This is a genomic window from Micromonospora sp. NPDC048930 (assembly GCF_043197935.1).
GTDB lineage: Bacteria > Actinomycetota > Actinomycetes > Mycobacteriales > Micromonosporaceae > Micromonospora.
Genome location: NZ_JBICUB010000011.1, coordinates 149,002 through 172,461, shown reverse-complemented (window position 1 = coordinate 172,461; position 23,460 = coordinate 149,002). Strand labels below are relative to the sequence as shown.

Below are 23,460 nucleotides of genomic sequence, written 5' to 3'. Positions count from 1 at the left end.
GCCGACGTCTCGCCCTCCGCGCCCGGGCGTCACACCCGGAGGTGAGAGTGACTCATATCTACCTGCGGGTAATGATTGATGGAGTTCCATGCATCGGGATAGGTGCCGTTCACCACGCGCCAATGCCGACGTTTCGCCTCGATCAGGACAGTGCGAGCACCGCCTGGTGACCCAGGTGGTCCGACGCCCACCGGCCGTCGGGGGTCTGCCGAGAAGTGCCGAACACCTCGCTGGCCACCGGCGTCACCGGGCCACGGAACAGCACCATGTCGATCCGGTGCTCGACGTCGTCGGCCGGCTCGGTCAGGTCGTCGCCCAGCCCGGCGGTGTAGCCGGGGTCGCCCGGGTGCAGGATCGGCCAGCTGTCGACCATCCCGCCGGCGACCAGGGCGAGGTAGGCGAGCCGGTTGTTCGGGTCGGGCAGTTCGGGCCCGCTGTTGAGGTCACCGACGAGGAGCAGCCGCCCCGGCACGTCGAGCGGCCCGCGCAGCAGTTCCTGCGCCTGCAGCAGCCGTACGCCGGGGTGGAACGCCTCCAGGTGGGTGTTGACGAACCGGAAGGTGTCGCTGCCCAGCACGGCGTCCACGGCCGTCCAGCCCCGGGTGCTCGTGGCGCTGCCACCGGTGGCGGCGAGCGGGAAGACCAGGTTGTTGACGAAGTTGGCGGAGGAGGTGGCGGTCACCTTGACCCGACCGCCGTGCCGCACCAGGATCACGTCCCGCATCGTGAGCCGGACGTCCCGCAGGTACGGCGCCCCGGCCGGGGCCTCCAGGTCCGCCTCGTCGCGCACCACGGCGACGTCGTACGGGTGGCCGGACTCGGCCAGCTCGGCCATCAGGAGCGCCAGGTAGTCGTACCGGACCTCGGTGGCCGGGGCCGGGTCGCCGATCGGCCCGGTCCGCCACAGTGCCACCTCCTGGAGGCCGACCAGGTCGGGCTTGCGCTCGCGGATCTCCTCGGCGATCAGCCGCGCCCGGGCCGGGAAGTCGACCAGGTCCACATGGCTCAGCAGGGCCGCGTTGGCGGCCAGGAACGCCGGCAGGGTCGGCGCGGCGATCGACGGCGTGAGGTCTCCGCCCAGGTAGAGGTTGCGGGTCAGCACGGCGACCTTGGGCCCGGCCTCCGCGTGTGCGGGCGGGGCGATGAGCCCCAGGCTGGCCACCACGACGGCGGCCGCGGTGGCCAGCCTGACCAGGCGTCGACGAGGTGAGCGGGTGCTGCCGTCCATGGCTGAGGTCCTCTCCGGCCGGGTCCGCGGATCTGCGTACGCTAGCGCCGGTGGGACCACCGTGGACACCGCCGTTCGGGCGACCCGCTCCGGGCGGTCAGGCCTGCGGCTGGCTGATGTTGACCAGCCAGGCGATGCCGAACCGGTCGACGCACATGCCGAACTCGTCGCCCCACACCTGCTTCTCCAGCTTCATGGAGACGGTGCCGCCCTCGGAGAGCCGCTGCCAGTAGCCGCGCAGCTCGTCGCCGTCGTCTCCGCTGAGGCTGATCGCGATGTTGGTCCCCGGGTGGTATTCCATTTCCGGCGGGGTGTCGGACGCCATCAGCGTGTATCCGCTGTCGGTCTCCAGTTGCGAGTGCATGACCTTGTCGGCCACCGACGGATCAGGGTTGCCGAACTCGCCGAAGGTGCTCAGCGTCAGGTTGCCGCCGAACACCTGCTGGTAGAACTCCATGGCCTGCCGCGCGTTGTCGCGGAAGCTGAGGTACGGGTTGAGCCGAGACGCCATTGTGCGACCCTCCTTCGTCCTTGACGAGGGCCATCGTCGCAGCCCGGTACGACAGGGACAACGACGCGTGACGGGCGAGTCGCATTGGGTCTCGGACGGGATGCGGTGGAGGTGGCGCCGTTGCCACCTCCACCGCCTTCCCCGCCGGTGCGTCAGTCCATCTGGAACGACTGACGCACCACACCCCCCACCAGGGCGCACCAGGTGGTGGTGCTGACCTTGCCGTTGGCGTCCAGACCGTGCAGTTCCTGCAGGTCCTTGAGGGCCTTCTTGGTCACGTAGTCGTACTCGCCGGTGAGGGCGACGTCGGCGTAGCCCTTGGAGTTGAGCATGAACTGCACCGCGGTGACCGGGATCCCGGTGGCGTCCTTGTCCAGCTCGGGCGCGAGGGTCTCCCAGGTCGGCGCGGTCAGGGTGGCGTCGATGTCGACCGGGATGCCGTTGCGCGCCTGCCAGTCCTGCACGGCGGCGACGGTGGCGGCGTCGAAGACGCCGGTGACCGGGACGGTGTAGCCGCGGAAGGTGAGCAGGTACTGCGCCACCTTCACCACCGGGCCGCCGACGAAGCGCCAGATGTCCGGCCAGCGGCGGGCCGGCACGTCGGCCAGGTCGGTGCCGAGCTTGGCGAAGACCCGGCGGCGCAGGGCCGGGAACTCCCGGTAGAACATCGCGCCGGGGCACAGGGTGGCGCGAAAGTCCCAGTGGCCGAAGATGTCGTGGGCGTGCAGGCCGTACTGCTGGCAGATGGTGGTGCAGAGCTTCACCAGGGTGGTGAGCAGCTCCTCCGGCGGCGTCTCGGTGACGTACGTGCCCTCGTTCTCGATGCCGATCGCCCGACCGTTCTCGCCCGGGCAGTGCGCCGAGATCATCTGGCGGTCACCGGCCCGCAGCCGCTCCAGACTGCCGTGCCGGCCCTCGGTGACGTAGCCGCCCCGGCTGACCGTGAAGTGCTGCCCGGTGTCCGACCAGTGGTTCACGTCCATGTGCAGGTCCTGGCAGTCGCGGGCCAGCTGCTTGGCGTGCTCCTCGGAGTAGTCCGTGCTGTTCGGGAACGCCATGTGATGCACGATGATCTTGTTGGTGGGGATCGCGCTGATCGACAGCGGGTCGGCCGGCGGGCGGGCGCCCCACTCGTCGCAGCTGATGATCCAGTCCAGGTCCGCGCCGGGGTCGGCCTGCGCCGCGGCCGGGAAGGCCAGCTCGCTCCCGACGACCGCGACCGCGGCGGCGCCGAGTCCGGCCCGCAGCAGGGTACGGCGGTCCAGCTCGGGGTGGTCGAAGTGCATGTCATCTCCTTTGTGGCCAGCCAGGGCGGCCCACGACGGCACGCGGCAACGGGCGGCGGCCCGTCCCCGGCGTCCTGAAAAGGAACTCCAAGAACCGCGCGTGGTGTGGAGGATATTGCCAGGAGGGGTCGAGCGCTAGAGGGTGAGCCGGATCGATGCGGACGGTGCGCAGTGGAGCGCCGACCCTGCCCGGCCGATCCGCCGACCCACCGATCCCGCCTGTCAACCGAGCATTCCGATCCGATGGACAGGTGATCTGCGTCCGACCCGCGGGACGGCCGGGTCGGGGCGGCCGCTCGCTGTGGCACCCTTGACCGGTGCGAAGCCCCAGCGTGACCGGCGTGCTCGTGGTGCTGGCCGCGATCGCGCTCGCCGGTCTGCTCGGCTGGTGGTGGCGCCGCCGCGACGGCCGGCTACGCGCCGTCGCGCCCGGTGACGATGTGGCGGGTGCCGCGCTGGCCGGGGTCGGCGTACCGGCGGGCGCCGTCACCCTGGTGCAGTTCTCCGCCCCGGTCTGCGCGCCCTGCCGGGCCACCCGCCGGGTGCTGGAGGAGGTCCGGGCGGATGTGCCGGGCGTCCACCTGGTGGAGGTCGACGTCGAGGAGCACCTGGACGTGGCCCGGGCGCTCGACGTGTGGCGGACCCCGACCGTGCTGGTGGTCGACGCGGCGGGACGGGTCGTCCGGCGTGCCTCCGGCCTGCCGGCCCGCGACGACCTCCGGGCGGCGCTCGCCCCGCTGGTCACCGGGGTGCGGCCGTGACCGGCGTCGCGTTGACCCGGCGTCGGGTGGTGGACCACGGCCGGCTCGCGGCGAGCCTCTGTGCTCGGGTCCGTCCCGCCTGACCGACCGACCCTCGCTTGCCCAGAAACGGAACGCGCATGTTGCTCGACCCCCGCGGGCCGCGGTTCGCCGCCGTCCTCACCACCGTCGTCCTCGCCGTCGCCCTGATCACCGGCTCGGGGTTGCTGGTGCTCGCCCAGGCCGTGATCTTCGCGGTGACCGCCGCGAACCCCCGGCTGGGCCCGTACGGCCTGCTCTACCGCACCCTGGTGGCGCCCTGGCTGGGGCCGCCCGCCGAGCTGGAGCCGGCGGCCCCGGTCCGCTTCGCCCAGCTCGTCGGCCTGGTCTTCGCCGGCCTCGGGGCGGCCGGCTGGCTGGCCGGCGTACCGGCGCTCGGGCTGGCCGCCACCGGCGCCGCGCTCGCCGCCGCCTTCCTCAACGCCGCCTTCGACCTCTGCCTCGGCTGCGTCAGTTACCTGGCGCTCTGCCGCCTCGCCGGCCGTCCCCTCGCCGCCCGGGTGCCCGGCCCGACCCGCTGACCCCGGGCGGTGGCGCCCCGCCGGCGCCACCTGCTGGCCGTCGTCCCTGCGTGTCGATGGGCCGCCGTGCGCCGCGTCCTTGCCGCCGGTCGCGCCGGTCGTGCCGGCCGTGGCGCGGCGGGAGCAGCGGCAACTCCTCGCGTGCCCGGTCGGCCGCCGTCCGCCGCGTCCTTGCCGCCGGCCGTGCCGGCCGTGCCGTGCCGTGCCGGGAACAGTGGCAACTCTTCAGCGACATGTCTCAGAGACATGTTTATGCCTGTCAGACATGTCGCGCTGAAGGAGTGGGCCCGGGAGACGGGCTCACGGTCCGTAGCGCGAGGCATCTCGACGCGGACGAGCAACGGTCCAGCTCACGCCCGCTTGGAAACGTTTTCGTAACGAGCCCTTGACCTGACCGTCGAGTCGGGCGCAGACTCCCGGAAACGTTTACAGCAGATCAGTTGGAGGTGCCGGGCGTGGGTCGTAAACGTTTACAGGAGTCGGCCGACGGCCGGCCCACCGTGCACACCGTCGCCGCCCGCGCCGGCGTCTCCATCGCGTCCGCCTCGCGGGTCCTCAACGGCGTCGGCGGCAGCCCGGAGACCATCCGTAAGGTGCGCGAGGCGGCGGCCGAGGTCGGGTACGTGCCCAACGCCATCGCCCGCTCGCTCCAGTCCCAGCGCACCGGCCTGGTCGCCCTCGCCGTCGAGGACATCGGCAACCCGGTCTACGTCGAGATGATGCGGGCCATCGAGTCGGTGGTCGCCGCCTCCGGCCGGCAGTTGCTGGTGCACGCCACCGGCGGGCAGATCGGCAACGAGACCGCGCTGCTGCGCCGGCTCGCCCACCGCTACGTGGACGGGATGATCGTCTCCCCGATCCGGGTCACCGACGACCACCTCGCCGCGCTGGTCGACAGCCCGGTACCGGTGGTGGTGGTCGGCCAGCTCCCGGCGGACGCGCCGGTGGACAACGTCCGCACCGACTCGCGTACCGGCGTGGGGCTGGCCGTGGACCACCTGGTCGCGGCGGGACGGCGGCGGATCGGCTTCGTCAACGGCCCGCTCGACACCGTTCCCGGCGCCGCCCGCGACGCCGGTTTCCGGGCCGCCCTGGCCGCGCACGGCATCGACCTCGACGAGCGCCTGATCGAGGTCGGCGACTTCCGGTACGCGGCCGGCCGCGCCGCCACCGAACGGCTGCTCGCCCGGGCCCGCCCCGACGCGCTGGTCTGCGCCAACGACCTGATCGCCGTCGGCGCGCTGCACGCCCTGCTCGCCGCCGGCCACCGCGTCCCCGAGGACGTGGCCCTGGTCGGCATGGACGACACCGAGCTGGCCCGGATGATGTTCCCGCAGCTGTCCAGCGTCTCCCTCGGCTCGGCCGAGCGTGGTCGCCGCGCCGCCGAGCTGCTGCTGCAGCGGATCGCCGACCCGACGCTGCCGCCGCGCCGGGAGCAGGTCGCGCCCAGCCTCGCCGTGCGCGCCTCCAGCGCCGCCGTGCCCGACGCCGCGCCGATGTTCCTCCCCGCGACCGGCCCGGCCGGCGCGGACCTGCCCACGCCGCGTACCCCGGAGGTGACGGCATGACCACGGTGGCCGAACGGCCCGACGTCGCCCGCGCCGGCGGGCCCCGCCCGGCCCGGTCCCGCTCCGACCGGCTCGGCATCTACCTGCTGCTGCTCCCTTCGCTGCTGCCGATCGTGGTGCTGTCGGTCTTCCCGCTGGTGCGCGGCATCTACCTCGGCTTCACCGACGCCCGCGCCGGGCGCAACGTCGAGATCAGCTTCACCGGGCTGGCCAACTACCGGGAGCTCCTCGGCGACGAACTGTTCTGGAACTCGTTCAAGATCGGCCTGCTCTGGGCGGTCGGGGTGACCGTGCTGCAGTTCCTGCTCGCCCTGGGCCTGGCCCTGCTGCTCAACCAGCAGCTGCGCTTCCGCGGCCTGGCCCGGGTGCTCGCCGTGGTCCCCTGGGCGATGCCGCCGGTGGTGGTCGGCATCCTGTGGAAGCTGGTCTACCACCCCGACGCCGGCCTGCTGAACGAGTTCTTCCACCGGGTCGGCGCGGACCCGCTCCGCACCAACTGGCTCGGCGACTTCAGCACCGCCCTGCCCGCGGTGATCCTGGTGGGCGTCTGGGCCGGCATGCCGCAGACCACCGTCGTACTCCTGGCGGGGCTGCAGGGCGTGCCGCGCGAGCTGCACGAGGCGGCCGCAGTCGACGGGGCCAGCACCTGGCACCGCTTCCGCAACGTCACGCTGCCCGCCATCGCGCCGGTGATCGTGGCGATCACCTCGCTGGACTTCATCTGGAACTTCAACTCGTTCGGCCTGGTCTACGTGCTCACCGCGGGCGGGCCGGGCGGCAAGACCATGCTGCCGATGCTGTTCGCCTACGAGGAGGCGTTCCGCTACGGCAACTACGGCTACGCCGCCGCCCTCGGCAACGTCATGGTCGTGATCATCGTCGCGCTGCTCGCGGTCTACCTGCGACGGCGACTGAGGGAGGCGAACTGACATGTTCGGAAAGCCGACCCGCACCGGGCGGACCCTGCAGTACGTCGCGCTGACCGGCTACCTGATCTTCCTCGGGTTCCCGCTGGTCTGGCTGCTGTCCACCGCGTTCAAGCCGCCGCGGGAACTGGTCCAGCTGCACCCCACGCTGATCCCCAGCAACCCCACGGTGCAGAACTTCGTGCAGGCCTTCACCGAGCAGCAACTCGGCCGGGCCGCGCTCAACAGCCTCCAGGTGTCGCTCGCCTCGGCGGTGCTCACCGTGCTGGTCGCGCTGCCCGCCTCGTACGCCCTCGCCCGGTTCCGCACCCGGCTCGGCACCGTCGCGCTCGGCTGGGTGCTGCTGTCGCAGCTGTTCCCGTTCGTGCTGCTGATCATCCCGATCTTCCTGATCCTGCGGCAGGTCGGGCTGGCCAACACGCACGCCGGACTGGTGCTCATCTACGTGGTCTGGGCGCTGCCGTTCGCACTGTGGATGCTGCAGGGCTTCGTCCGCAACATCCCGCGCGACCTGGAGGAGGCCGCCGCCGTGGACGGCGCCACCCGGCTGCAGGTGCTGCGCCGGGTGGTCTTCCCGCTGCTCGCGCCGGGCATCGTGGCGACCGCGCTGTTCTCCTTCATCTCCGCCTGGAACGAGTTCTTCTTCGCCCTGGTGCTGGTCAAGACGCCCGAGCTGGCGACCCTGCCGGTCGCCCTGGCCCGGTTCGTCGGCATCGAGGGCACCGCCCGGCTCGGTCCCCTGGCGGCCGGCTCCCTGCTGGCCACCCTGCCCAGCCTGATCTTCTTCGCGTTCATGCAACGCCGGCTCTCGTCCGGGTCGCTCGCCGGCGCGGTCAAGGGCTGAACCACACCCCCAACCCACCACCAAGGAGGAATCCCCCATGCTCCGTAGCAGATTCCGTCGACTCGCGGCGGCCGCCGCAGTCGCGGTCGTCGGCCTCGGCGCCCTCACCGCGTGCGGTGACGGCGGCGGCGACGACGAGGCGTCGTCCGGCCCGGTCAAGCTGCGCTTCCTCAGCCTGGCCTGGCAGAAGGAGTCGCTGCAGGCCAACAAGGACCTGGTCGCCAAGTGGAACAGCGAGCACCCGGACATCCAGGTCGAGTACGTCCAGGGCGACTGGAACTCGATCCACGACCAGCTGGTCACCTCGTTCGAGGGCGGCGACGCGGCCGACATCGTGCACTACGAGGCCTCGGCGATCGGCGAGTTCAGCAAGCAGGGCTACCTGACCGACGTCTCCAAGCTGCTCAGCGACGACTTCAAGAGCCAGATCGACCCGGGCGTCTGGGACACCGCCACCTTCGACGGCAAGGTCACCGGCGTGCCGTTCCTGCTGGAGTCGCAGGTCGTCATCGCCAACAAGAAGCTGCTCGACGCCGCCGGCATCGCCGTGCCGCCGGCCGACGGCGGGTGGACCTGGGACGAGTTCCAGGCCAACGCGCAGAAGCTCACCAAGCCCGGCCAGTACGGCGTGGCCTGGGCACTCAAGTCGCCCACCAACCGGGTGCTGAACCTGGCCCTCAACTACGACGGCAAGTTCTTCTACACCGAGGGCGGCAAGACCGAGGTCAAGGTCGGTGACGCGGAGAAGGAGGTGCCGAAGCGGATCCACGACATGCTCTACACCACCAAGTCGGCCTCCCCGGAGGCGCTCGGCATGAGCGGCGCGGACACCCTGCCCGGCTTCTTCGGCGGCAAGTACGCCATGCTCCCCGGCTCGGTCTCGCTGCGTCAGCAGATGGTCGAGCAGGCGCCGGCCGGCTTCGAGTGGGTGACCCTCCCGCCGGTCAAGGGGCTGTCCAGCAAGCAGGCCGCCAACCCGCAGACGCTGTCCATCTCCGAGGACAGCAAGCACAAGAAGCAGGCCGCGCAGTTCATCGAGTGGTTCCTCAACCCGACCAACATGGCCGCCCTCGCCAAGGGTGACTGGCTGGTGCCCACCGGCAAGCAGGCCAACCAGGAGCTGGTCAAGCTCACCGAGGGCAAGCAGGGCTGGGACGTCGCCGCCGACAGCGCCGCCGACCTCACCGTCGCCCCGTTCCAGAAGGCCGACGGCTACCCGGAGTGGAAGACCAAGTACGCCACCCCGGCCCTCCAGCAGTACTTCGCCAACAAGATCACCCTGGACCAGCTCGCCACGCAGCTGGTCGACGGGGGCAAGCAGGTTCTGAGGTAACCATGTCACTCTTGCTCGACACGTCGGTCGGTTGCCTCGTCGGCGCCGCGGTGGGCGACGCCCTCGGCGGCGCCACCGAGACGGCCCTGCCCGAGCAGATCCGTGCCCGCTTCGGTGGCTGGGTCGAGGGGATCGTCGGCCCGTACCACAAGGACTGGGCCACCGCGCGGCCACTCGCGCCGTACCACAAGGGCGACGGGCACATCACCGACGACACGTTGATGACCCACGCCCTGGTCCGGGCGTACGCGGCCAAGCGGGACCACCTCGACGCGTACGACGTGGTGGAACTGCTCGTGCCCGACCTGATCGAGCGGGTGGTGTACATCCCGGACCTGGAGCGGGAGGGGGTGACCTTCCACCGGCTGGCCGCGGCCGAGCGGTGGCTGGTCACCCGCCTGCACCACGCGCACGCCGACCCCCGCGAGGCCGGCGTGGGCAACATCGTCAACTGCGGCGCCGCCATGTACATGGCCCCGGTCGGCATCGTCAACGCCGGCGACCCGGCCGGGGCGTACGCCGAGGCGGTGGAGATCGCCGGGGCGCACCAGCACAGCTACGGGCGGGAGGCCGCGGCGGTGTTCGCCGCCGCGGTCGCCGCCGCCGCGAGCCCCGGCGCGGGCGTCGACGACGTGATCGCCGCGGCGCTCGACCTGGCCCGCGACGGCACCCGCGCCGCCATCGACGCGGTGGTCAAGGAGGCCCGCGGGTACGACGACTGGAAGGCGGCCATCCCGGCGCTGCGCGCCGCCGTCGCCCCCTACGACACGGTGGGGGAGGAGTACCGCAGCCCCGGCCTGGGCGCCCGCCGCCCGAGCCGGCTGCACGCCATCGAGGAACTCCCCGTGGCGCTGGGCATGCTGGTGGTGGCCGGCGGCGACTACCGCTCGGCGGTGCTCGGCTCGGTCAACTACGGCCGGGACGCCGACTCCACCGCCACCATGGCCGGCGCGATCGCCGGCGCGCTCGGCGGCGCCGCGGCCGTGCCGGCCGAGTGGTCGGACACCGTCGCCGCCGCGTCCCGCACCGACCTGGTCGAGCCGGCCCGGGTGCTCGCCGAGGTGGCCACCGAGGTCTTCCAGCGCGACCGGGACCGCTTCGCCCACCGCGCCGAGCGCTTCGGCGGCCTGACATGAGCGCAGCGGGCGACGCCCACGGCGCGCCGACGGGTGCCGGCGCGCCGGCACCCGCCGGCCGCGAGCTGCGCCTGACCTGGGTGCAGCCGGAGGACCTGCTGCCGCACGAGCTGGCCGCCAGCGCCGACGAGGGCCGCGACGTCAGCGACCTCGCCGAGCGGTGGGCGGCGGCCGGCGGTGACGTCACCGCCCCGGTCAGCGGCGCCTCACCGGTGCCGGCGTCGCCCGAACTGCGCGCCCTCGCCGTCGCGCTGCTGGACGCCGCCGACGCCCGGCCCGCGCCCGACGCGGCAGCCGAGCCGGCCGACCTCGACGCCGTCCGCAAGAGCTGGCCGGACGCCTGGCAGCTGCCCACCCGGGTCGACCGGGACCGGCTGCACGGCGCCTGGCTCGGCCGGGCCGCCGGCTGCCTGCTCGGCAAGCCGGTGGAGAAGATCCCCCGTCACGGGATCCGGGAGATCCTCTCCGCCACCGGCCGGTGGCCGCTGCGCGACTGGTTCACCGCGCAGGGGCTGCCGGCCGAGGTGGCCGCCCGCTGGCCGTGGAACCGGCGCAGCGCCCCGACCAGCCTCGCCGAGAACATCGCCGGCATGCCCGAGGACGACGACCTCAACTTCGCGCTGCTGGCCCTGCGCATCCTGGAGACCCACGGGCCCGGCTTCACCAGCGCCGACGTGGCCCAGGCCTGGCTGGACTGGCTACCCGCCGGGCGGGTCTTCACCGCCGAGCGGGTCGCCTACCGCAACCTGCTGCTCGGCCTCACCCCGCCGGACACCGCCCGCCGGCACAACCCGTTCCGGGAGTGGATCGGCGCGCAGATCCGCACCGACGTGTACGGCTGGACCAACCCCGGCCGCCCCGACCGGGCCGCCGAGGCGGCCTGGCGCGACGCCGCGGTCAGCCACGTCCGGGCCGGGGCGTACGGGGCGATCTGGGTGGCCGCCCTCGCCGCCGCGGCACCCGTCGCCGGCACCGTCGACGAGGTGCTCGACGCGGGCGAGTCGGTGCTGCCCCCGGGCAGCCGGTTCACCGCCGCGATCCGGGAGGCGCGCGCCCTCGGCGCCGGCAGCGACGACTGGGAGAGCATCGTGGACACCCTCTACGCCCGGCACGGGCACCTGCACTGGGTGCACGTGCGCAACAACGCCGCCCTGGTCGCCGCGGCCCTCGCGTACGGGCGGGGGGACCTGGAACGGTCCATCTGCGCCGTGGTGAGCGGCGGCTGGGACACCGACTCCAACGGCGCCACCGTAGGCGCGGTCACCGGGGCGCTCACCGGCGCCGCCGGGCTGCCCGGACGCTGGGTCGCCCCGCTGCGCAACCGCCTGGCCAGCAGCATCGCCGGCTTCGACGGCATCGGCTTCGACGAGCTCGCCGACCGTACCCTCGCCCTGGCCCACGCCGCGGCCCAGCGGAGCGCGGCATGAGCGCCCGGGTGGTGGTGGTCGGCAGCGCCAACCTGGACCTGGTGGTCACGACGCCGCAGCTGCCCAAGCCGGGCGAGACGGTGCTCGGCGACGACTTCCGCACCGTGCCCGGTGGCAAGGGCGCCAACCAGGCGGTCGCGGCCGCCCGGGCCGGCGCGGACTGCGACTTCGTCGGCGCGGTCGGCGCCGACGAGTTCGGCACGCTGCTGCGGGACAACCTGGTCGCCGCCGGCATCGACGTGCGGGGCCTGCGCACCGTCGACGGGCCGTCGGGCGTCGCGCTGATCGCCGTCGACCACGCGGCGGAGAACTGCATCGTGGTCGCCCCCGGCGCCAACGCGACCCTGACCGCCCTCGACGACGCCGACCGGACCGCGGTCGCCGCCGCCGACGTGCTGCTGCTGCAACTGGAGGTGCCGCCGGCGGCGGTCGGCGAGGCCGCCGGCGCGGCCCGCGACGCCGGCACCGCGGTGGTGCTCAACGCCGCCCCGGCCCGGCCGCTGCCCACCGAGCTGCTCGACCTGGTCGACGTGCTGGTGGTCAACGAGCACGAGGCCGCCGTCGTCGCCGGGGTGTTCACCGACGAGCCCGCCGCGCTGCTGGACACGCTGGTCACCCTGGTGCCCCGGGTGGTGCTCACGCTTGGCGCGCGCGGCGCCGCGTACGCCGACCGGGACGGCACCCGGATCGACGTCCCGGCGCCGAAGGTCGACGCGGTCGACACCACCGCCGCCGGCGACGCGTTCACCGGCGCCCTCGCGGTCGCGCTGGCCGAACGCGGCGGCCTCACCGCCGACACCGCCACCGCGGTGCTGCGCTGGGCCTGCGCCGCCGGCGCAGCCTGCGCGCAGCGTCCCGGCGCGTCCACCGCGCTGCCCGAGCGGACCGCCATCGAGGCGCTCTGCGCCGCCACCTACGGAGGGGCCAAGTGAGCGAGCGACCCATTGCGCTCAGCAGCGGGGCGCCCCGCGCCGCCGCCGAGCGAACCGTGAGCTTCAACCCGTACGTGCCACGGCCGATCGACCGGCCGACCGAGGTCCCGCTCGGCCCGCACGCCGACCTGACCACCCTGGACGAGGCGAAGATCTTCGCCGCCCCCGACGATCCCGCCGACTGGCCCGTCTGGCGGGAGCAGCTCACCCGATGGCGCGCCGCGGCCCGCGCCCGGCTCGGCTACACCGGCGAGCACTACGACGAGATCGCCGGGGACTGCTTCACCGTCTGCCTCGCCTGGCTCTGGGACGAGACCCTGTACGACCACGACCGGGGCGTGTTCACCGTGGAGGCGTTCCTCGACGCCGCGCGGCGCGACTTCGGCGGCTTCGACGGCATCGTGCTCTGGCACGCGTACCCGGTGATCGGGCTGGACGAGCGCAACCAGTTCGACTGGTACCGCGACGTGCCCGAGCTGCCCGAGGTGGTGCGCGCGTTCCAGGCCCACGGTGTCCGGGTGTTCGTCGACTACAACCCGTGGGACACCGGCACCCGCCGCGAGCCCGGCGCGGACGCCGAGGAGGTCGCCGCGCTGGCCGCCACCCTCGGCGTCGACGGGGTCTTCCTGGACACCCTCAAGGAGGGCGCCGGCGAGCTGCGCAAGGCGCTCGACGCGGTCCGCCCCGGCCTGGTCCTGGAAGGGGAGAGCCGGGTACCGCTGGCCCGCATCGCCGACCACGCCATGTCCTGGGCCCAGTGGTTCGCCGACTCGGACACCCCCGGCGTGCTGCGGGCCAAGTGGTTCGAGCGCCGGCACATCCTGCACCACACCCGCCGCTGGCACCGCAGCCACCTCGACGAGCTGCACTCCGCCTGGCTCAACGGCTGCGGCGTGCTGGTCTGGGAGAGCGTCTTCGGCGTCTGGGTCGGCTGGAACGACCGGGACAAGGCGGTGCTGCGCGCCATGCGCCGCATCCAGGCCAGCCACGCCGCGTGGCTGCGGTCCGAGGACTGGGTCCCGCTCGCCGACCACCCCGGCACCGGCCAGGTGTACGCGTCCCGCTGGACCCACGACGACCGGCCGCTGTGGACCGTGGTCAACCGGGGCGCCGACCACGACGGGCCCTGGCTGGTCACCGACCCCCGCTCGGAACGCTTCGTGGACCTGGTCACCGGCGCCGAGCTGACCGTCACCGAACTCGAGGACGGCCGGGTCGCCGTCGGCGGGCCGCTGCCCGCCGGGGCGATCGCCGCCGTGGTCGCCACCGACGCCCCGGTGCCCCGGCACGCGCCGCCGACCGGCGACCCGTCCTTCCCGGCCCGCTCCGCCGTCCGCAGCCGTACCCCGCAGGCGCGGCTGGCCGCCCTGCCCGACGGCATGGCCACCGTCGAGGCCGGCCGCCGCGAGCTGACCGTCCGTCACCGGGTCCGGGAGACCGGCCTGTACGGCGAGGCCCCCTACGTCGACGAGTGGAAGCCGCTTCCGCCCCGGCTGCACCACACCGGCACCCTGCACCGGACGGTGTCGCTCGGCCGCTTCGCCATCGACACCCACGAGGTCACCCACGGCCAGTACGCCCGCTTCCTCGCCGCCACCGGCTACCGCCCCGTGCGACCGGAACGGTTCACCGCCGGACAGGGCCGGGTCGACGCCCCGGTCACCGGCGTCGACCTGGCCGACGCCCGTGCGTACGCCGAGTGGGCCGGGCTGCGGCTGCCCACCGAGGACGAGTGGCAGGTCGCCGCCGAGGCGGGACTGCTGGTCCGGCGCGAACCCCTGGTGTGGAACCTGACCGAAAGTGAACACAGCGACGGGCGGACCCGGTTCGTCATCCTCAAGGGCGGCTGCGCGTACCGGGCCGAGGGCTCCGACTGGTACCTCGACGGCGGCCCACAGCCTCCCGAGGTGTCGGTGAAGCTGCTGCTCACCGGCGCCGGCCTCACCCGCTCCACCTCGGTCGGCTTCCGCTGCGCCGCCGACCTCCCGGAGGAGGCACGGTGAGCGCGAGGAGTGAGCTTGCGAGCCCCGCAGTCGTGAACGGAAGGCAAGCACGGTGACCGCCCCGCTGCACGGCATCAAGGTGGTCGACCTGGCCACCCTCTTCGCCGGCCCGCTCGCTGCCGCGTTCCTCGGCGACTTCGGCGCCGACGTGATCAAGGTGGAGCATCCGGCCAAGCCCGACCCGTCCCGCGGCCACGGCCCCGCCAAGGACGGCATCGGCCTGTGGTGGAAGGTGCTCGGCCGCAACAAGCGGACCGTCACCTGCAACCTGTCCGACCCGCAGGGCGCGGCGCTGCTGCGCCGGCTGCTCGCCGACGCCGACGTGCTGGTGGAGAACTTCCGCCCCGGCACCCTGGAACGCTGGGGCCTCGGCCCGGACGAGCTGCACGCGATCAACCCGCGGCTGGTCATCGCCCGGATCAGCGGCTTCGGCCAGATCGGCCCGTACGCGCCCCGGCCCGGCTTCGGCACCCTCGCCGAGGCGATGAGCGGCTTCGCCGCCGCCACCGGGGAACCGGACGGGCCACCCACCCTGCCCCCGTTCGGCCTCGCCGACTCGGTGACCGCCCTCGCCGCCGCGTACGCGGTCATGCTCGCCCTGCGCGGCCGGGACCTGACCGGCCGGGGCCAGGTGGTCGACCTGGCCATCATCGAACCGATCATGGCGATGCTCGGCCCGCAGATCACCTGGTACGACCAGCTCGGCTACGTCCAGCCCCGGCTGGGCAACCGCTCCAACAACAACGCTCCCCGCAACACCTACCGCTGCGCGGACGGGCGGTGGGTGGCCGTGTCCACCAGCGCGCAGAGCATCGCCGAGCGGGTCATCCGCCTGGTCGGCCGGCCCGAGCTGGTCGACGAGCCCTGGTTCGCCACCGGCAGCGGCCGCGCCGCGCACGCCGACGAACTCGACGCCGCGGTCGGCGCCTGGGTGGCCCAGCGGGACCGCGACGAGGTCGTCGCCGCCTTCGAGGCCGCCCAGGCGGCCGTCGCCCCCGTCTACGACGTGCGCGACATCCTCACCGACCCGCAGTACGCGGCGCTCGGCACCGTGGTCACCGTCCCCGACGAGGAGCTGGGCGAGGTCCGCATGCAGAACGTGCCGTTCCGGATGTCGGCCAGCCCCGGCGAGATCCGGCACGCCGGCCGCCGCCACGGCCAGGACACCGACGCGGTGTTCCGCGCGCTCGGCCTGTCCGACGACGAGCTGGCCACGCTGCGGAAACAGGGGGTGATCTAAGTGCTGCTCACCTGGCTCTACGTGCCTGGCGACCGGCCCGACCGGTTCGCCAAGGCGGTCGCCTCCGGGGCCGACGCGGTGATCCTCGACCTGGAGGACGCCGTCGTCGCCGGACGCAAGGCGTACGCCCGCGAGGCGGTCGCCGAGTTCCTGACCGAGCCGCAGCCGGTGCCGGTCCAGGTCCGGGTCAACGAGCTGGCCGGCCCGGACGTCGACGCCGACCTGACCGCGGTCGCCGGGGCACCCGGGCTCGCCGGGCTGCGGCTGCCCAAGGTGGAGTCGGCGGCGGCCGTCGCCGCCGTCGCCGCCCGGGCCGACGCCCCGCTGCACCCGTTGATCGAGTCGGCGGTGGGGCTCGAGTCCGCGTACGCCATCGCGGGCGCCCACCCGGCGGTGGCCTCGCTCGGGCTCGGCGAGGCGGACCTCCGCTCCGACCTGGGCGTCGCCACCGACGAGGGCCTGCTCTGGGCCCGCGGCCGGATCGTGGTCGCGGCCCGCGCGGCCGGCCTGCCGCCGCCGGCCATGTCCGTGTACGCGAACGTCACCGACCTCGACGGCCTGGCCGCCTCCTGCGCCGCCGGGCGGCGGCTCGGCTTCCTCGGCCGGGCGGCCATCCACCCGCGCCAGCTCCCGGTGATCGCCGAGGCGTTCCGCCCGGCCGACGGCGAGGTGACCCGGGCCCGGGAACTGCTCGCCGCGGTCGCCGAGGCGCAGACCCGCGACTCCGGCACGGTGGTGCTGCCGGACGGCCGGTTCGCCGACCGGGCCATGGTCGCGGCGGCCCGCCGCGTGGTCGACCTCGCCACCCGCTACGCGGCCTGACCAGGCCGTCGCCCGCACACGGACGGCTCCACGGGGAGGCCCGGGCCACGGGCTTGATCGCCGATGTGACCCGGGCCTTCTTCCTACCGTCGCCGAGCCGAGCCAACGACCTCAGGGCCCGGCGCTCACCACACCGCTCTCGTCGACGAGGAACTGACCGCTCGCGGCCCCGTTGAAGGTTCCACTCCTGATCCACTCGATCAGCGCCGCCTTGAGCGTGGCGTGCGGACCGGCCCAGGGGGCACCGGGAGTGCCACCGTAGGGTGTGCCCGAGGCCGGGGTGCAGCGGTGCCCGGAGCAGCCTTCGAGGAGCAGCGCGTGGCTCGCGCAGGCCACCTTCACCAGCACCTTGTTCGTCATCGAGGTGGGGAGGGCGCCGTAGATGGTGCTCGCGTTCGCCACCGACGTCGTCGTGTCCTCGACACCGTGGACGACCAGCGTGGGTGGCGTCAGCTGTCCGGCGACCATCGTGTTCCAGCCGTAGCTGGAGAAGACCGGGCTGCGGGCCAGGCCGGTCGGGTGCGCCGGGTCGGTCCCACCCCATTGAAGGCCCGTGGTCTCTTCCTCCAGCACCTGTGTCCAGAGCTGACCGGGACTGCCCGGGACGACATGACCGGTGCAGGCGGTCTCGCGAGCTGCCGGCATCTGCCAGGTCGCGGCGACACCCGCGGCGTCGTAGACGTGCAACGGGAAGGTGGCCCAGCCCGACGGCGGCGCGATCTCCTCGGTCGAGTTGTTGAGGAACAACGACGACAGGAACACGATGCGGTTGACCTTCGCGATGTACTGGTCGGTGTGGGGGAGGAGCGGGTTCGGGTTGGCCGCGTACAGCGTCCGGGCGATGTGCTGCCCGCCCGCCGAGTAGCCCACCAGGGTGACCTTGCCGTCCGAGGGCTGCGCCCGTGCGATGGCGTCGTCGATGACCTGCCGGATGTCGCGGACGAAGGTGTCGACCCGGGCGAACCGCAGGTGACTGGAGTGCGCCCGCCGCTGTCCGCCGAGCGGGTTGGTGAACAGCAACGTCGGCGTCCCCTGCTGATCGAGGGGGAAGGCCGGAACATGGGTACGGTCGCAGCCCTCGGCGTACAGACAGGTGCCGTCCGACTCATAGGGCCGCAGGCTCGCGTTGCCCGGATCGTTCAGGCCGTGGTCGAAGCGCGTCGAGCGCCCGTAGCCGAGCAGGTTGGGGGCGAAGGTGTCGACTCCCGCCCGGGCGAGTGCCTTCTGCACGCTGAGCTCTACGCCCTCGGGGGTGGGCTGGCGCAGGTCGAACACGGGCGGCCCGTACACGCTGCGGCCGTGGATCAGCACCGCGGCCCGGTTGGGCACCGAGTGGCACTTGCCGTGGGCGTACACCGGCTGCACGCGGTGCACCTGCAGCTCGGCCGAGAGCCCGTCGAACTGTGCGTCGGGCATCAGCCCGGCAGGCACCGTGAACGGCAGCCAGTGATCGCTGACCTGCACGTCGGTCGGCGCCTTGTCACAGGCCGCGGCCAGGGAGACGCCGGTGACGGCGGCCACGGCATTGGTGGCAGTCAGCGCGGTTACCGCGAGAATGGTGACTGCCGCCCTTCCCAGTGCGCGTTGTGGTCTGGACATGGGGACTCCTTACCTCGGTGTGGCTGCGCGGGCTCGCGCAGCCGTGACACCTGCCCGCGCCTCGCTCGTTCGCGAGGGCGGGGCGCGGGCATGCGAGCAGGATGAAATGGGCCGCGACGGGCGGCCGGCGCTCGGTTGCGTGAGATCGGATGTTCCTGGGATGCGAAGTGTGCATCCACCAGGGGGTGATGCGGCTTCCGCGGATCGGGTCACGATGCGCGCCGAGCGGCATCCGTGGTCAGCGCCCTCCGCCGGTTATGGAGCCCGCGGAAGGTGTGGCCGACGCTGACGGCGTCACTGATGCTGCTCGCGTCGCTATGACAAGTCAACGCCGGAACTTCGCACCAACTGGCTGATGGGGTGCCAGTGGCCAAGTGCTGCATTCGGGTCAAGAATGAGAAGGTATTGACTTTGTCGCTTCTCTGATCTCTGCCCCCAATGGACAGAAATGCGGAAATGGCCCAACAAAGCGCCACGGCGAGACAAGCTGCCAGCTCAATCCGAAATCTTGTCAGGCTGTCGTCGAGGTGTCCATCTTGGCGGCCCGGTCTCCCGGACATTGGGCAGGCGGCGACGCCCGGCTCAGTACGCGACCGCGACCACCCGCCCCGGCGCCGACTCGACGCAGCGCAGGACGACGTCGGACAGGTCGGCCCGGGATAGGCGCAGGCCGCCCCGTACGTTGCGGTCGACCGCCGTCCGGTACGTGCCGGTGGCCGGCCCGTCGGTCAGCCGTGGCGGGCGCACCAGCGTCCAGTCGAGCCCGCTGCCCCGGACGATCTCCTCGGTCCGTCGCATGTCGGCGAACGAGTGCCGCAGCAGGGCGGAGAGCAGCGGCTTGAGCAGGAACCGGACCAGGGGCCCGTCCCCGGCCGTGGTGTGCCCGGCCGCGGTGACCACGACCAGCCGGCGTACCCCGGTGTCCCGCATGGCGGCCACGACGGTGGCGGTGGCGTCGCCGCGGACGGTGGTCGGCCCGCGGACCGCGCCGGGTCCGAGCAGCGACACCACGGCGTCGCAGTCCCGCACGGCGGCGGCCACCGCGGCCCGGTCGGTGACGTCCGCCGGCAGCACGGTGACGCCGGGGGCGACGACCCCGAGCCGCGCCGGGTCGCGGACGACGGCGACGACCTGGTGGCCCGCGGTGGCGGCCCGCGCGACGAGCAGCCGGCCGGTGCCTCCGCTGGCGCCGAACACCGCGAGCCTCACGGCCGGCCCCGTCGGCGGACGGTGACGACCACCAGCAGGAGGACGAAGGCGAGCAGGGCGGCGCCGGTACGGACGTTGTTGAAGATCTCCCAGCGGTGCAGGATCGCCGCGTGGTCCGGGGGAGCGCCCTCGACCGCCCACACCTTGATCTTCGCGTTGATCGGCACGTTGCCGAACCGGGTGACCACGAACGAGGCCAGCACCAGGGTGGCGGCGACGGCGGTCAGCCGGCGGGCCGTGCCCCGGGACAGCACCGCGAGCACGGCCAGGCTCAGCACCGACAGCCCCATCAGGGACTGCATGACGGGCCCGTTCATCCGCATCAGCGCGACGTGGAAGGTGAGCCGCACCTCCAACGGCACCGCCTGGAACGCCTGCACCACGTTGAGCGCCCCGTAGCCGAAGGCACCGGTCAGCAGCCCGGTGCTGAACAGGGCGACGGCCGTGACCAAACGTCGCCGGGCGCCGTCCCGGCCGTCGTCGCGGGTGACCGCCGCCGCGTCGGCGGTGGCCTGGGCCGGGCGGGTCACCGCCGCTCCTCCGCCCCGACGATCCGGGTGAGCTGGTCGATCCGGCGGAGCCGGCCGTCCGGGGCCAACCGGCCGAACATGTGGATCTCGGTGACGACGGGGCGGCCGCGTGCCAGCGCGATCAGCGTGTAGCGGGCCGCCACCTGGTCGCCGCAGACCAGGGTGTCGTGGACGTCGACCTCGCACTGCGTCACGGTCCGCCGGACGGGCCGGGCGTGTGCCGTCAGGCGCTCCCGGTCGAGCTGCAGCCCGTCGCTGTACCAGGCGATGTCGGGGGTGTGGTAGCGGTCCGTGACCACGCCGGGATCCTCGTCGCCGAACGCCATCTCCTGCACGTACGACCGCAGGTAGTCCGCCAGGTCGTCGCGCGGGGTGGAGGGTGTCTCGGTTCGCATGGCGCCCCTTCGATCGTTAACTCTGACAGTGATGTCAAGGCTAGAGGTCTTGGGTAGCCTTGACAACCGTGTCTGAGCAAACTTCTCCCGAGCGTCGCCGCCGGGTCCGCGCGGAGGCCCGTCGCAGCATCGCGGCCATTCTGGACGCGGCCATCCAGGTGCTCGGGGATCGGCCCCAGGCCACCATGGAGGACGTCGCCACCGCCGCCGGCCTCTCCCGGCAGACCGTCTACGCGCACTTCCCGTCCCGCGAGGCGCTGATCACCGCCGTCTACCAGCGGATGACCGACGAGGTCCTGGCCGCCCTTGACGAGGCCGACCTCGACCAGGGGCCGGCTGCGGAAGCGTTGCTGCGCCTGCTGCGGGTCAGCTGGGGCGCCTTCGACCGCTACCCGACGCTTCCACCGCCGCCCGGCGCGGCGGACGTCGAGCTGCACCAGCCGATCTTCGACCGGCTCACCCGCCTCATCCGCCGTGGGCAGCGCGCCGGCGAGTTCGACCCCGACGCCACACCCGGCTGGCTCTTCGCCGCGACCATCGCGCTCGGCCACGCCGGCTGGGCGGAGGTCGTCGCCGGCCGGATGTCCGCCGCCGACGCGGCCGCCGCGGTGCAGGCCAGCATCCTGCGGGTGTACGGGGCGAAGCCACCCGCCGCCTGACCCCCTCCCGGGCCGGTCGGCGTCATCCGACCGGTGTTCGGCGTCAGCGGCTCACCGCGATCTCCCGCTCGACCCGGGACAGCTTCTCGGGATTGCGCACCGCGTACAGCCCGGTGATGAGCCCCTCGTCGATGCGCACCGCGATGACGGCGTCGACCTCGTCGGTGAACCGGAGAATCAGCGCCGGGTGGCCGTTGACCTGCGCCGGCTGCAGCGACGCCGCGGCGAGCTTGCCCAGCCCGGCGGCCAGCAGGCGGGCCACCCGCTCGGCCCCCACGACGGGCCTCGGCACGGCCTGCACGACTCCGCCACCGTCACCGAGGAAGACGACGTCCGGTGCGAGCAGGTCGAGCAGGTGCTGCAGGTCGCCCGTCTCGACCGCCCGCCGGAACGCCTCCAGCGCGTCCCGGGTCTCGGCCGGAGAGACGGCCCCGCGCGGTCGGCGCGCCGCGACGTGTGCCCGGGCCCGGTGGGCGATCTGGCGGACCGCGGCGGGGCTCTTGCCGACGGCTTCGGCGATCTCGTCGTAGGCCAGATCGAATACCTCGCGCAGCACGAACACCGCCCGCTCGGTCGGCGCGAGCGTCTCCAGCACCAGCAGCATCGCCATCGAGACGCTGTCGGCCAACTCGACATCCTCGGCCACGTCCGGCGCGGTGAGCAGCGGCTCGGGCAGCCAGGGGCCGACGTAGGACTCCTTGCGGCGGCGCAGCGTACGCAGCCGGATCAGCGCCTGGCGGGTGGTGATCCGGACCAGGTACGCCCGCTGGTCCTGCACGGTGTCGAGGTCGACGCCCACCCAGCGCAGCCAGGTCTCCTGCAGGACGTCCTCCGCGTCGGCGGCGGAGCCGAGCATCTCGTAGGCGACGGTGAACAGCAGGTTGCGGTGGGTGAGGAACGCCGCGGTGGCGGAGTCCATGCCGTCCCCGCACGTGAGCGTCTCGGCCGTGTCCGTCATTCGCTCGCTGCGGTCGCTCATAGCTGGCTCCTGCCTGTTCGCCTTCGATCCTGCACCCACCAGACACCGGTCCCCGCCACCGTGTGACACCCGGGATCGGTGGCTCGCATCACACCACCGGGCTGTCACACGGCCCGGAGCGCTGGCATCTCCATGGCCGTAGGCACGCCGCGCGAACGATCCGCGCGGCAGGCAACTCCCACGAGCAGGAGCCTGGTTGTGAACGAGCAGACCACACCGCGACCGATCGCCTTGATCACGGGGGCGAACAAGGGGATCGGCCGCGCGACCGCCGAGCAGTTCGCCGCGCTGGGCATGACGGTCCTGATCGGTGCCAGGAACCCGCGGCACGGCGAGGAGGCCGCCGCGGCGGTACGCGCGGCCGGTGGCGACGCGCACGCGGTCACCCTGGACGTCACCGACCCGGCCACCGTCCTGGCGGCCGCGAGGCGGGTCGAGGAGCGTTTCGGTCACCTTGACGTGCTGGTCAACAACGCCGGCATCTCCGGTGCCGGCCAGGCCGCTCCCTTGGACGTCCGCGGGCAGGTCCCGAGCAGCGCCGACCTGGACATCGTCCGGGCGGTGTTCGAGACCAACGTCTTCGGGGTGATCGCGGTGACCAACGCCATGCTCCCGCTGCTGCGGCGGTCACCGGCGCCGCGCATCGTCAATCTGAGCAGTGACGCCGCCTCGCTGACCCTCACCAGCGACCCGGACGGCCGGTTCGCGGGGCTGCCCCCGGTGGCCGCGTACGCGCCGTCCAAGACCGCGCTGAACGCGCTGACCGTGCAGTACGCCAACGAGCTGCGCAAGGACGGCATCCTCGTCAACGCCGCCGCCCCCGGCTTCTGCGCCACGGACATCAACCAGCACACCGGGCACCGCACCGCCGCGCAGGGCGCCGAGGTCGTGGTGCGCCTGGCGACGCTCGGCGCGGACGGACCCACCGGCGGGTTCTTCGGCGAGGACGGCCCGATCCCCTGGTAGCGGTCCGGTGAGCAGACCGACCACCGGGCCGAATCCGCCCCGGACACCCGATTCGACGGAAATCGCCGACTACCCTGCAAGGAGAACCTGATGAACCTCGCACTGTGGATCGTTGCCGGACTGCTGGCCGCTGTCCTCCTGGTCAGCACTTCAAAGATGGTCGTGCCCAGGGAGAAGATCGCCGCCGTGGGCCACGCCGGGGAGTGGGTCCTGGACTTCAGCCCCGGCGCCCTCCGGGCCATCGGAGCGCTCGAACTCCTGGCTGCGGTGGGCCTGATCCTGCCCGCCGTACTCGACATCGCGCCGGTGCTGGTGCCGGTGACCGCTGTCTGTGTGGCGTTGCTGTTCGTCGGCGCGGCGACCATGCGCCTGCGCCGTGGCGAGAAGGTGACGATCGTGCCCGACCTGATCTATCTCGCCCTGGCCGTCTTCCTGGCCTGGGGCCGCTTCGGCCCCGAGTCCTTCACCGGCTGACCGAGCGCGGCCTCCGGCCATCCCCGACCCGCGACAGACCCAGGCAGCCGTGAGCAACGACCTTAAGGAGAA

23 protein-coding genes are annotated in these 23,460 nt (G+C 73.1%); 15 read left to right on the top strand and 8 right to left on the bottom strand.

The window, feature by feature from the left end; genetic code table 11:
• Positions 1-142: 142 nt before the first annotated feature.
• From ACGFI9_RS26605 to ACGFI9_RS26595, 3 genes are all read right to left on the bottom strand, one after another.
• Positions 143-1,228, bottom strand: a complete 1,086-nt coding sequence (locus tag ACGFI9_RS26605; RefSeq protein ID WP_393182052.1) for an endonuclease/exonuclease/phosphatase family protein — start codon at positions 1,226-1,228, stop codon at positions 143-145.
• A 97-nt stretch (positions 1,229-1,325) separates the two neighbouring features.
• Complete coding sequence (locus ACGFI9_RS26600) at positions 1,326-1,739, bottom strand: VOC family protein (RefSeq protein WP_393182050.1); 414 nt, start codon at positions 1,737-1,739, stop codon at positions 1,326-1,328.
• 152 nt (positions 1,740-1,891) lie between these two features.
• Positions 1,892-3,025 (bottom strand): N-acetylmuramoyl-L-alanine amidase, encoded by a 1,134-nt coding sequence (locus ACGFI9_RS26595; RefSeq protein ID WP_393182048.1) that lies wholly within the window; start codon positions 3,023-3,025, stop codon positions 1,892-1,894.
• Between the two features lie 317 nt (positions 3,026-3,342).
• Here ACGFI9_RS26595 and ACGFI9_RS26590 point away from each other — a divergent pair, with 317 nt between their 5' ends.
• The 12 genes from ACGFI9_RS26590 (at position 3,343) to ACGFI9_RS26535 (ending at position 16,577) form a co-directional block, all read left to right on the top strand.
• A complete protein-coding gene (locus ACGFI9_RS26590; RefSeq protein ID WP_393182046.1) occupies positions 3,343-3,786 on the top strand; it encodes a thioredoxin family protein in 444 nt (147 codons plus the stop codon).
• 119 nt (positions 3,787-3,905) lie between these two features.
• Complete coding sequence (locus ACGFI9_RS26585; protein WP_393182044.1) at positions 3,906-4,346, top strand: DUF4395 domain-containing protein; 441 nt, start codon at positions 3,906-3,908, stop codon at positions 4,344-4,346.
• Positions 4,347-4,801: 455 nt separating this feature from the next.
• Positions 4,802-5,914, top strand: a complete 1,113-nt coding sequence (locus ACGFI9_RS26580) for a LacI family DNA-binding transcriptional regulator (RefSeq protein ID WP_393182043.1) — start codon at positions 4,802-4,804, stop codon at positions 5,912-5,914.
• Positions 5,911-6,843 (top strand): carbohydrate ABC transporter permease, encoded by a 933-nt coding sequence (locus tag ACGFI9_RS26575; protein ID WP_393182041.1) that lies wholly within the window; start codon positions 5,911-5,913, stop codon positions 6,841-6,843. The genes ACGFI9_RS26580 and ACGFI9_RS26575 overlap by 4 nt, the downstream gene beginning before the upstream one ends.
• Before the next feature lies 1 nt (position 6,844).
• A complete protein-coding gene (locus tag ACGFI9_RS26570) occupies positions 6,845-7,684 on the top strand; it encodes a carbohydrate ABC transporter permease (RefSeq protein WP_393182039.1) in 840 nt (279 codons plus the stop codon).
• 37 nt (positions 7,685-7,721) lie between these two features.
• Positions 7,722-9,017, top strand: coding sequence for an ABC transporter substrate-binding protein (locus ACGFI9_RS26565; RefSeq protein WP_393182037.1), 1,296 nt, complete (start codon positions 7,722-7,724; stop codon positions 9,015-9,017).
• A 2-nt stretch (positions 9,018-9,019) separates the two neighbouring features.
• Positions 9,020-10,153, top strand: a complete 1,134-nt coding sequence (locus tag ACGFI9_RS26560) for an ADP-ribosylglycohydrolase family protein (protein WP_393182035.1) — start codon at positions 9,020-9,022, stop codon at positions 10,151-10,153.
• The gene (locus tag ACGFI9_RS26555; RefSeq protein ID WP_393182033.1) at positions 10,150-11,580 is read left to right on the top strand and encodes an ADP-ribosylglycohydrolase family protein; all 1,431 of its coding nucleotides are present in this window, start codon (positions 10,150-10,152) and stop codon (positions 11,578-11,580) included. The genes ACGFI9_RS26560 and ACGFI9_RS26555 overlap by 4 nt, the downstream gene beginning before the upstream one ends.
• Positions 11,577-12,512, top strand: coding sequence for a ribokinase (locus ACGFI9_RS26550; protein WP_393182031.1), 936 nt, complete (start codon positions 11,577-11,579; stop codon positions 12,510-12,512). Before ACGFI9_RS26555 ends, ACGFI9_RS26550 begins: the two co-directional genes overlap by 4 nt.
• Positions 12,509-14,515, top strand: coding sequence for a formylglycine-generating enzyme family protein (locus ACGFI9_RS26545; protein ID WP_393182030.1), 2,007 nt, complete (start codon positions 12,509-12,511; stop codon positions 14,513-14,515). Before ACGFI9_RS26550 ends, ACGFI9_RS26545 begins: the two co-directional genes overlap by 4 nt.
• A 52-nt stretch (positions 14,516-14,567) precedes the next feature.
• Positions 14,568-15,755: a CaiB/BaiF CoA transferase family protein gene (locus ACGFI9_RS26540; RefSeq protein ID WP_393182028.1), complete on the top strand. Its 1,188-nt coding sequence runs from the start codon at positions 14,568-14,570 to the stop codon at positions 15,753-15,755.
• Positions 15,756-16,577, top strand: coding sequence for an HpcH/HpaI aldolase/citrate lyase family protein (locus tag ACGFI9_RS26535; RefSeq protein ID WP_393182026.1), 822 nt, complete (start codon positions 15,756-15,758; stop codon positions 16,575-16,577).
• Between the two features lie 111 nt (positions 16,578-16,688).
• Here the strand turns inward: ACGFI9_RS26535 and ACGFI9_RS26530 are convergent, their stop codons facing one another.
• The 4 genes from ACGFI9_RS26530 to ACGFI9_RS26515 form a co-directional block, all read right to left on the bottom strand.
• Positions 16,689-18,176: an alpha/beta fold hydrolase gene (locus tag ACGFI9_RS26530; RefSeq protein WP_393182024.1), complete on the bottom strand. Its 1,488-nt coding sequence runs from the start codon at positions 18,174-18,176 to the stop codon at positions 16,689-16,691.
• A gap of 582 nt (positions 18,177-18,758) precedes the next feature.
• Positions 18,759-19,385, bottom strand: coding sequence for an NAD(P)-dependent oxidoreductase (locus ACGFI9_RS26525; protein ID WP_393182022.1), 627 nt, complete (start codon positions 19,383-19,385; stop codon positions 18,759-18,761).
• A complete protein-coding gene (locus ACGFI9_RS26520; protein WP_393182021.1) occupies positions 19,382-19,915 on the bottom strand; it encodes an anthrone oxygenase family protein in 534 nt (177 codons plus the stop codon). The genes ACGFI9_RS26525 and ACGFI9_RS26520 overlap by 4 nt, the downstream gene beginning before the upstream one ends.
• Positions 19,912-20,310 (bottom strand): nuclear transport factor 2 family protein, encoded by a 399-nt coding sequence (locus ACGFI9_RS26515; RefSeq protein WP_393182019.1) that lies wholly within the window; start codon positions 20,308-20,310, stop codon positions 19,912-19,914. The genes ACGFI9_RS26520 and ACGFI9_RS26515 overlap by 4 nt, the downstream gene beginning before the upstream one ends.
• Before the next feature lie 68 nt (positions 20,311-20,378).
• On the opposite strand from ACGFI9_RS26515, the gene ACGFI9_RS26510 reads away from it, so the two are divergent.
• Entirely contained in the window at positions 20,379-20,969 is a 591-nt protein-coding gene (locus tag ACGFI9_RS26510; RefSeq protein ID WP_393182017.1) for a TetR/AcrR family transcriptional regulator, read from the top strand.
• 43 nt (positions 20,970-21,012) lie between these two features.
• Here the strand turns inward: ACGFI9_RS26510 and ACGFI9_RS26505 are convergent, their stop codons facing one another.
• Positions 21,013-21,888, bottom strand: a complete 876-nt coding sequence (locus tag ACGFI9_RS26505) for an RNA polymerase sigma-70 factor (protein ID WP_393182146.1) — start codon at positions 21,886-21,888, stop codon at positions 21,013-21,015.
• 258 nt (positions 21,889-22,146) lie between these two features.
• Here ACGFI9_RS26505 and ACGFI9_RS26500 point away from each other — a divergent pair, with 258 nt between their 5' ends.
• Together ACGFI9_RS26500 and ACGFI9_RS26495 are read left to right on the top strand one after the other, a co-directional pair.
• Positions 22,147-22,914, top strand: a complete 768-nt coding sequence (locus ACGFI9_RS26500) for an SDR family NAD(P)-dependent oxidoreductase (RefSeq protein ID WP_393182015.1) — start codon at positions 22,147-22,149, stop codon at positions 22,912-22,914.
• Between the two features lie 90 nt (positions 22,915-23,004).
• On the top strand, positions 23,005-23,388 hold the full coding sequence (locus ACGFI9_RS26495) for a DoxX family protein (RefSeq protein WP_393182013.1): 384 nt from the start codon (positions 23,005-23,007) through the stop codon (positions 23,386-23,388).
• Positions 23,389-23,460: the final 72 nt, after the last annotated feature.

Excerpts from the sequence above, each read along its gene's own strand:
- ACGFI9_RS26555 (WP_393182033.1), top strand. The coding sequence starts at position 10,150 with ATGAGCGCAGCGGGCGACGCCCACGGCGCGCCGACGGGTGCCGGCGCG.
- ACGFI9_RS26575 (WP_393182041.1), top strand. The coding sequence starts at position 5,911 with ATGACCACGGTGGCCGAACGGCCCGACGTCGCCCGCGCCGGCGGGCCC.
- ACGFI9_RS26595 (WP_393182048.1), bottom strand. The coding sequence starts at position 3,025 with ATGCACTTCGACCACCCCGAGCTGGACCGCCGTACCCTGCTGCGGGCC.
- ACGFI9_RS26560 (WP_393182035.1), top strand. The coding sequence starts at position 9,020 with ATGTCACTCTTGCTCGACACGTCGGTCGGTTGCCTCGTCGGCGCCGCG.
- ACGFI9_RS26495 (WP_393182013.1), top strand. The coding sequence starts at position 23,005 with ATGAACCTCGCACTGTGGATCGTTGCCGGACTGCTGGCCGCTGTCCTC.
- ACGFI9_RS26600 (WP_393182050.1), bottom strand. The coding sequence starts at position 1,739 with ATGGCGTCTCGGCTCAACCCGTACCTCAGCTTCCGCGACAACGCGCGG.
- ACGFI9_RS26585 (WP_393182044.1), top strand. The coding sequence starts at position 3,906 with ATGTTGCTCGACCCCCGCGGGCCGCGGTTCGCCGCCGTCCTCACCACC.
- ACGFI9_RS26505 (WP_393182146.1), bottom strand. The coding sequence starts at position 21,888 with ATGGACTCCGCCACCGCGGCGTTCCTCACCCACCGCAACCTGCTGTTC.
- ACGFI9_RS26515 (WP_393182019.1), bottom strand. The coding sequence starts at position 20,310 with ATGCGAACCGAGACACCCTCCACCCCGCGCGACGACCTGGCGGACTAC.
- ACGFI9_RS26550 (WP_393182031.1), top strand. The coding sequence starts at position 11,577 with ATGAGCGCCCGGGTGGTGGTGGTCGGCAGCGCCAACCTGGACCTGGTG.
- ACGFI9_RS26530 (WP_393182024.1), bottom strand. The coding sequence starts at position 18,176 with ATGTCCAGACCACAACGCGCACTGGGAAGGGCGGCAGTCACCATTCTC.
- ACGFI9_RS26570 (WP_393182039.1), top strand. The coding sequence starts at position 6,845 with ATGTTCGGAAAGCCGACCCGCACCGGGCGGACCCTGCAGTACGTCGCG.
- ACGFI9_RS26605 (WP_393182052.1), bottom strand. The coding sequence starts at position 1,228 with ATGGACGGCAGCACCCGCTCACCTCGTCGACGCCTGGTCAGGCTGGCC.
- ACGFI9_RS26565 (WP_393182037.1), top strand. The coding sequence starts at position 7,722 with ATGCTCCGTAGCAGATTCCGTCGACTCGCGGCGGCCGCCGCAGTCGCG.